The organism is Myxacorys chilensis, from assembly GCF_059505265.1.
Genome location: NZ_JCACKG010000134.1, coordinates 1 through 8,044 on the forward strand (window position 1 = coordinate 1; position 8,044 = coordinate 8,044).

8 protein-coding genes are annotated in these 8,044 nt (G+C 48.6%); 3 read left to right on the forward strand and 5 right to left on the reverse strand.

Going from position 1 to position 8,044, the window contains the following annotated elements; genetic code table 11:
• Positions 1 to 334 precede the first annotated feature (334 nt).
• Complete coding sequence (locus AC5JLB_RS10205; RefSeq protein ID WP_495873724.1) at positions 335 to 1,384, reverse strand: NAD(P)/FAD-dependent oxidoreductase; 1,050 nt, start codon at positions 1,382 to 1,384, stop codon at positions 335 to 337.
• Between the two features lie 50 nt (positions 1,385 to 1,434).
• Here AC5JLB_RS10205 and AC5JLB_RS10210 point away from each other — a divergent pair, with 50 nt between their 5' ends.
• Positions 1,435 to 2,319 (forward strand): YaaW family protein, encoded by an 885-nt coding sequence (locus AC5JLB_RS10210; protein ID WP_495873725.1) that lies wholly within the window; start codon positions 1,435 to 1,437, stop codon positions 2,317 to 2,319.
• Positions 2,320 to 2,341: 22 nt separating this feature from the next.
• Entirely contained in the window at positions 2,342 to 3,667 is a 1,326-nt protein-coding gene (locus AC5JLB_RS10215) for an O-antigen ligase family protein (RefSeq protein ID WP_495873726.1), read from the forward strand.
• Here the strand turns inward: AC5JLB_RS10215 and AC5JLB_RS10220 are convergent.
• The 4 genes from AC5JLB_RS10220 to AC5JLB_RS10235 all read right to left on the reverse strand — a co-directional run bounded on the left by AC5JLB_RS10220 (position 3,650) and on the right by AC5JLB_RS10235 (position 6,988).
• The gene (locus tag AC5JLB_RS10220; protein ID WP_495873727.1) at positions 3,650 to 4,270 is read right to left on the reverse strand and encodes a 2OG-Fe(II) oxygenase; all 621 of its coding nucleotides are present in this window, start codon (positions 4,268 to 4,270) and stop codon (positions 3,650 to 3,652) included. The two genes, AC5JLB_RS10215 and AC5JLB_RS10220, sit on opposite strands and share 18 nt — an antisense overlap.
• 115 nt (positions 4,271 to 4,385) lie before the next feature.
• A complete protein-coding gene (locus AC5JLB_RS10225) occupies positions 4,386 to 5,324 on the reverse strand; it encodes a ferritin-like domain-containing protein (RefSeq protein WP_495873728.1) in 939 nt (312 codons plus the stop codon).
• A 43-nt stretch (positions 5,325 to 5,367) separates the two neighbouring features.
• A complete protein-coding gene (locus AC5JLB_RS10230) occupies positions 5,368 to 6,102 on the reverse strand; it encodes a ferritin-like domain-containing protein (protein WP_495873729.1) in 735 nt (244 codons plus the stop codon).
• 610 nt (positions 6,103 to 6,712) lie between these two features.
• Entirely contained in the window at positions 6,713 to 6,988 is a 276-nt protein-coding gene (locus AC5JLB_RS10235) for an HU family DNA-binding protein (protein ID WP_495692596.1), read from the reverse strand.
• Between the two features lie 261 nt (positions 6,989 to 7,249).
• Here AC5JLB_RS10235 and AC5JLB_RS10240 point away from each other — a divergent pair, with 261 nt between their 5' ends.
• Complete coding sequence (locus AC5JLB_RS10240; protein ID WP_495873730.1) at positions 7,250 to 7,915, forward strand: endonuclease III domain-containing protein; 666 nt, start codon at positions 7,250 to 7,252, stop codon at positions 7,913 to 7,915.
• The last annotated feature ends 129 nt before the right edge of the window (positions 7,916 to 8,044 follow it).

The window sequence follows — 8,044 nt, forward strand, 5'->3', positions numbered from 1 at the left end:
TTATTTCACTGCCTTGCTGATTGAACTTCGCTGAAATGTCAACACAACCTAGTAAAAATTTCATAATTCAGCAGCTAGCGTTAGCTGATCATCAACGCCTCACGTTTCATAGTGTTTCACCTCGGTCAACGCATTGTTACACATCACACTCGATTATTTGCCTTAATCCTGGGTCAATGTCTCGCCTTTGGGGTTCTGATGCGGAATGCAAATGTTGACTTACTTGTGGGTGGTGCCCTAGATATGTGGCGCTGAACTACGAAAGCCAACTTCAGCAACATCTTTTGAGTAGAGTATCAACGTACCTGGAACATGAACGATTACTGCTCTACCCCTAACCTAAACAGTTCAACTGATTGCAAACCCATTCTGCGGTTGCCGCTCCCGACCGAAAAGCGCTTTCGACTCGATTTCCACCACACCAGTCACCTGTGCAGATCAAGGGCAAATCGGTTTGAGCCGCGAGATAGGGCTGAGCGAGTGGTGTGACTGGGAAAGCATATCGCCAGCGATGAACTTGCAACACTTCGGGTTCAGTCAACCAAGGGACAGTGGCTTGAGCTGCTTGAATCAGCAACTGTTCGCCCACGGCTTGAAGATCGTGAGCCTCAAAAAACTGATGGGCAAAGGCGGCGCTGCTTTGAATCACAAACACAGGCTGCACTGGGTGCTGCTGTTTCGAGCTATCAAATCCAATCCAGCTTAAATCTGAATCTAGAGGACAAGTAATGCCCTGAAACGGCAATGCTTCAGCGTCCGACTGACGATCTTGAGAATAGAGCGCGATCGCGCTAATGGATGGCGCAAACTCGACGGATCTCAACGCCTTCAAATAGCGATCGTCTAATTCCAGCCCCTCAAGCAACATCACCGCTTGAGGGGCTGGAATTGCCATAACTAACAATTTTGCCGTTATGTCAGGAGCTTGCGCGATCGCGGTTTGTTCACAACGCAACCGCCACCCGTTCTTGGTTGCCTCAATCGAGATGACGCGCTGATTCAGCCGGATGTTGAGATCGGTCGAGATGGCACGCGCGATCGCGCTAATGCCAGTCGGGGATACATATCGAGGCGATCGCTCCGCCAGGACTCGAAGTTCTCCCTGGCTATCGAGTGCGTGAATCGTTTCTGTCCAGGTTCTCAGTGTGCCTCGCCCCACCAAATTCTCAAGCAACGCTTTAAACGACGAGTCTTTCGGCTTAAGATAGCAAACGCCATGATCTGCATGAGTGCCGTGTAGCCGCCGAGTTGCCATGCGTCCGCCCAGCCCTCGCGACTTCTCAATGACCACAACACGATGCCCTGCTTGGTGTAGCCGTTGGGCGCAGGTCAGACCCGCCATACCTGCACCGACGATCGCAATATCAGCCGAAGAATCTGCCATGAAGGTCAACCGCAATCCTAATCACAAGGTTTGAGTGTGGAGTGTAGAATATGAAGGACTGCCCGCACGCTGCATTTGGAGGAAGTCTAGCAGTGGATGAGTTTAGAGACGCTTTAGAACTGGCAACAGACGATGAGCTGCAAGAATTAACCGATATTCTGTTTCGCCCCAAATTTAATCCTTTGGATTACGTTAACACGCCTCATCCTCTAGACGTGCAGAGCCAACACCGGGAGGACTGGTTAGATACGATCGACGATCGGTTCCGCTTTCTTGCAGCAGATGGCATGACGGTTCTACGCCGTCAAACCGGGCACGTCACCTATCGCCAAATCCTAATTCAAGTTTGTCGCTATTTGAAGTTGCCCTACATGAACTCGATGGCGACCACTGATATTGAGGCAGAAATTTTCTTGCATCTGCTGCATCGAGCTTGGAAGCAATTGCCCGCGTCTGAACAGGTTGCCCTGTCGCGGCAGGTTCAGCAGTCTCTCGCTCAATCCACTTTTGTGCAACAGTTGCCCTTACCGCTTCAGAAAGACCCGATGGCGTTGGTCTTGAAGGGAGGAAGCGCTTTAGCCGTAAATTCGGTTGTCCAGCCGATGCTGCTGCAATTAATTGCGCGACAGTTTGCGATCCACTTTGCTCAGTATCAGTTGGCGCAACAAGCGATCGCACAAGGCACGATGGTCGCTGCCGGACAAGTCCAACACTATGTGGCGCTTCAGATGGCGCGGCGGGGTATGGCTGGCGCGACTGCAAGATATGGAGCTACTCGCGCGGCAATGGCGTTTGTGGGGTCAGCGCTGTGGATGTGGTTTTTAGCCGATTTAGGTTGGCGAGCGATCGCAACTAACTATGGCCGTGTGATTCCGACCATCTTTGCGCTGGCGCAAATTCGTCTAACGCGATCGGAGTGTTTTGGAGCCGTTTAAGCCGCTATTCAGGTCTCCTGATTTGAAAATTTTCCAGCTTCATTCTGATCCAAAGCTTCGCAGACACTGGAATTTAGTTCAAATTGGCTTGTTTCTGCTGCCGTTTAGTGCGTTTCTGGGTGGCGTATTGTTGCTTGTCCTGTCTTTTGTGATTTGGCAGAAGCAGTTTAAAGCGCTGAGTCGTCAGCCTATCAATCGAGGATTCGCAATTCTAAGCCTTTGGCTGGTGATTTCCGCTGGTTTTGCCAACAATCGCACAGATGCTTTTTTAGGAATATTCAATTTTCTGCCATTCTTTGTCATCTTTGCAGCCCTGAGCTATTTGATTCAAACGCCAGATCAACTGCGTCGAATTGCCTGGATTTTAGTGCTCACCTCGATTCCGGTCAGTCTGATTGGGTTTGCTCAATTGTTCCTACATTGGGGTGGCAATCCATCGGTGTTGTACGGGTTGGTCGAATGGACAATTGATCCCCAAGGGACACCCCCAGGACGAATGGCATCCGTCTTTGCCTATGCAAATGTCCTTGCCAGTTACTACGTAATTGTGTTTGTGCTGGGACTGGGATTGTGGATTGAAGCGATTAGCAAACGTGTTGCTTCTAAGCAAAATTATTTGTTAGCGATCGTCGTGTTGACCGATGCGATCGCGCTGATTTTCACCAATTCCAGAAATGCTTGGGCGATCGCGCTCCTTGCCTGTCTCGCGTTTGCTGTCTATCAAAAATGGTATTGGGTCGTTGGAGTGGTCAGCGCGATCGCAGGAGCTATGCTCAGTGCTGCCTTTGCTCCAGACCCTTTAGCAACAGGATTTCGGACTGTTGTTCCCCGGTTTTTTTGGGCGAGATTGAATGATCAACTGTACAGCGATCGCCCCGTTGCTCAACTGCGATCGACGCAGTGGAAGTTTGCTTGGTCACTAGCAGAGCAGCATCCACTCACCGGATGGGGACTGCGGAGTTTTAGCCCTCTTTACGCGTCGCAAATGCACTACTGGCTAGGGCATCCTCATAACCTGTTTCTGATGATGGCTGCCGAAACCGGATTTCCTGGAGCCTTACTGCTGTATGGCCTCGTTGGCTGGATTATGGCTCAGGGAGTCTTATTCATGCGCCGTGGATTCGCTCGAAGCAAGAACGATTGGCTCCGCCAAGCTCCAAAGGATTGGCGAAGCCAAGTTCTAAAGGATCGACGGCTCTACTTCACATTCCTCACCGCTTTTTTCGCCTGCACTCTATTCTGCTTGCTAGATATCACCTTGTTTGATGCTCGAATTAACCTCATGGGTTGGGTTCTACTGTCCGGAATTTGGGGAATTAGCCGCCAACCCTCAAGCGTGTCTACCTGATTTAGCGCGTTTTGACGGTGTGGCTCTAGACTCTACCGTAAATTCTGGGATGTCTTGTAGTTCAGCATCGCTCAGACTGTACTGTTCGCAAACTAAACTCAATCGAGTATCAGGCACTCTAAGAGTATTGACGGAATGCGTTAAATCACCTTGAAAGTGAACCACCATGTTGACCTGTGGCTTAATCTGTCCTACCTGCTGTTTATGATTGCGTAAAACCAGTTCTCCGCCTTGCAATGCCGTCGGAAGCTGAACGTAGAGGACACTGACGATCGCGGGTGGGTCAATCGTCTTGCAGTATGACCTTAGGGAGCGATCGATATGTGGATCAACCCGAGAGCCTTCTCGAAGCAAGAGCGGATTCAGGTAAAAAGCGTTGCATGTCGGCTGAAGGACTAGGTCCAGATAAGGCTTAAAGAAGGGAAATTTTTGCTTTACGGTCTCTAGTCCTAACCGTTGAAACACGACTGAGAACCCTCGAGTCCCAACAAAATCACGGTTAAGATTATTCACCGCAAGATAAGAACTTGCCAGAATCTCGCCCCGTAAGTCATTGAGGTAGGAAAGCGAGAAAGCATCCGGGTGTTGACGGTAGTACTTCAAAATGAATCAGGCAGTAGATGAGCGATCGGCATTAGATTTTCTCATTCTATTTGCTGATCGCTCATCCTTGTTTACCTTGAGTAAACCTTCAGTCCGCTCTTGAGCTAGCTTGGTTCTACCACAAAGCTCTTATGCCATCTGAGGTTGAATTCTCGGCTGGCTGAGGCTGACTCGTCGAGGGCATTGGCTCCATCTGTGTTGGATTCGGCTGGGTTGGAGAGGATGCCATCGTTAAGATAGGACGCACCAACGCCAGCACTTCTGATTCGGTCGCATACCCATCAAAGGCTTCAGAACTGAACGGAATGATGGATGTAGAACCCATCTGTTTCAGCGATGACGATGGTGATGTTGCTGCCGATCGATTTTCGTTATAAATCACACTACTTGCGTTACGAATCCAAGGACGCACATCTGCGCCTAGTAGTGTTTGTCGCAGAAACCGAATGCCTGCCGCATGACGCGCTTCGACTGAATGAATGGCTAACGCCGCCGCGAGAATCGGTTTACCGGCTTCGCCTGCTGCCAGCAAATTCTGCACTTGCCCTTTGTAAGCCGCTACGCCGAGGTCTTCAACGTATTGTCCTGCCAGTAACAAATCGGCTGGATTAGCAAATGGATCTCGTCCTAAAATAGCGCTGTAATTCGGATTTTGCGGAAGCACGATCGCATCCGGATTGCCGCCAATCGAACGTAACACCGCAGATAAATCAGTGACATGCTGCTCCTCGTCTTGTCCATAGGAGATCAGCGCATCTTTTGCCACTTGTGGAGCGCTTCTCAAAGCACCTGTCTGAGCGGCGGCAACGGCACGGCGATAAAAATCGGCTTCTAGCTTTTCTAGTGTTAGAGCGTATTCAGTGACTTGTCTCGGTGTTAGGGTTGCCGTTTGGGCATAAGCGGGTGTAGCTGGAGCAATAAACAAAGAGGTCAATACAAGCAATGCCGCTACAGCGATCGCTTGAGTGGAAGGTATTACACGACAACATGTACTACAAAAATGATTGAAAGCAGCCTGTAATGCTTGAAAGCTTGCAAAATTCGATTGGTTCATAAATTGGTTCATAACAGGTTTCATCGTTGAGTTACTCCTTTCGTTACGCAACTAGCGCACCGCCAATCGGGTTATTTAAAATCTTGAAAGACGCAACTGCTGCGACAATTTGCTTAGGCGTGTAGAGTTCGTCGTAAGCTCGTCCTTTGACTGGATTCAAATCTTTGTTTAGGCTGCTGTCTTGAATGAGCCGCTCCGAGTCCGTTTCCGTCGTGGGACGATTGAGCAGCGATCGCACGCCTGCTGCATGACGACCTTCAACTGAGACGATTGAACCGGCTGCCAGAAGATAGGTTGGATTGGTCAAACTTGGGCCTGCTCCGTTGTAAGCATGAACGCCCAAATCTTCTAACGTCACAGCCGTATTTAGGATTTTGCTGCGATCGCGCAACAGAGCCGCTAATCCCGCCTTGTTGAGACTTAGATCGCGGGTTTCAAACAGAGCGTTTGCTCCTAAAACTTGACGTAGAAACTTGACATGAGCGGCTTCGTGATTGCCAATCGCGCGAATATAATCAATCTCCTTGGCGCTGGTAATCTTGCCGCTACTCAAAACAGCGGGGTAGAAGGCAGCTTCAAGTTCCTCAAGCAACAGCGCGAAGTTAAGAATGCCAATATCATCAGCGTTGAACGTGAGAGATTTAGCGCTGGCTTGAGCCATCACTGTTTTCGGAACGGTTGTCATTACAGCAGCACCAACGCCATAAAGACCCCATTTCAATAGACCGCGTCGCGAGAGCGCAGCACGCCCTGCGGAAGAGATAGCTGAAAATGTCATAAGCTATTTTCGAGTGAAAGTTTACACAGGCAAAATTGCAACCCGATCGTCTAGCTCAACGTGTGCATTCTCACCTAGAGCTACGGATATGCACCCTTGAAATAGCGATACCGTTGAATGTTTTGAAATATTTCTAGCTATGATTTCTAGCTATATAAGCAAAGTCTCAAAAACATCTCCGTCGTAGAGTAATTTACGATCAACGTTGCGCTAACGTTGCAATTTCATCTAGTACGTGTACTGATACGACAGTGGATTCACTTATTAGAAGATAAAGATTTAGAACCCAAAGAGAAGCAAAATCTTGTAGAACATGACAGCCTCTTAAAGCAAGATAGAACTTGTCTGCTGCCACCTTAGTTCATTCTTTAAAGAAGTTTGCACATGAAGATTCGCACATAAAGAAATGTGGGTTCCACAAACTCCTGAAAAAGAGTTTCTATTAAGATAGCCATCCTGCAATCTGTGTTGAACAGATGCAGAATGGCCATAACAGATTCGATCTGGGCCTTTCAATCTATTTGTATGAGCAAGATTGTAGGATCAAGAAATTTTTCAGATTAAAAAATTAGAGAGCAGATGTTCTCTCAATCACCGCCCAAATCTAAAATTACGACGCGACCCGCTCCTTAAACAGTTTGCCAGCAGAAAAGGCAGGAACGCGAGTTGCCGGAATTTGAATGGCATCTCCAGTTTGCGGATTGCGTCCTTCACGGGCTTGTCGATCGCGCACTTCAAATGTGCCGAATCCAACTAGCGAAACTTTGTCTCCGGTAGAAACGGTATCGAGAATAGTATCGATAATCGCTGAGAGAACAGCATCTGCCTCTTTTTTTGTGACATTTGCCTTATCTGCGATCGCGTCTACGAGTTCACCTTTGTTCATTAGAATTTCCTCTCATCAAAATCCTTGAAATTGTAGTCTACGAAATCAAGGCGTGCAAGTGTACTAAATTAAGGTGCAGAACAGTTCTGAACCGAGTTTGAGAATAGCTTCATCAGGTTGTTTTGGCTAGGGTATTTCGCGAGCTAGAAGCTAACTGTTAGCCTGTTTGCCATGATGGGCGTACTCATTTCCTCTATTGATGCACGTTGACTTGATACAACGTCTTTCTTTGGATAGAGATTCCTGACGGTTAAGAGATTCATGACTGCCCAATCATCCTTTGACATTGACCGTGCGATCGTCCTCATCCGTGAGGCGGTAAACCCCTTTCCTAAAGCTGCCATGTTTGCGTTAGCAGAGGAAGGCCATACCTCATTGTTTGAACAACTGATTGCTTGTTTGATTTCAATTCGGACGTATGACGAAGTGAGTTTACCCGTGGCGCGTCGGCTGTTTGAGCGGGCGCATACCCCGGCCGCGATCGCGCAATTGACGCCCAACGAGATTGAATTGCTGATTCGAGAAAGCACCTATGCCGATCAGAAAGCAGGGCAGATTCATGCGATCGCAACCCAAATCGTGACGCAGTACAACGGCGATTTACCTGCCGATCTCACAACGTTGCTAAGTTTCAAGGGAATCGGTCCTAAATGCGCTCACTTGGCGCTCGGAGTGGCTTGCAACCAGCCCTTCATCAGCGTGGATGTTCACGTCCACCGGGTCACAAATCGCTGGGGCTATGTTCAAACCAGAACACCCGAAAAAACAACGCTGGCACTAGAAGCGACATTACCGCCGCCCTACTGGATCGAGATCAATCAGCTACTTGTGCCCTTCGGGAAGCATATCTGCACCGGAAAACAGCCGCACTGCTCTACTTGCCCAGTAGAATCAATGTGTCAAAAAATTGGAGTAGAACACGATTGAGGCAAAAGAAGTGATAGGTTAATAACTTGCCTATTTGTCTGATCTTCTGGACGTACAACCCATGCAAGACGCGATTGATTCTAATCTCTCCGACTCAGGATTAGTTCCTCCCAAGGTCGAACCTGTGAA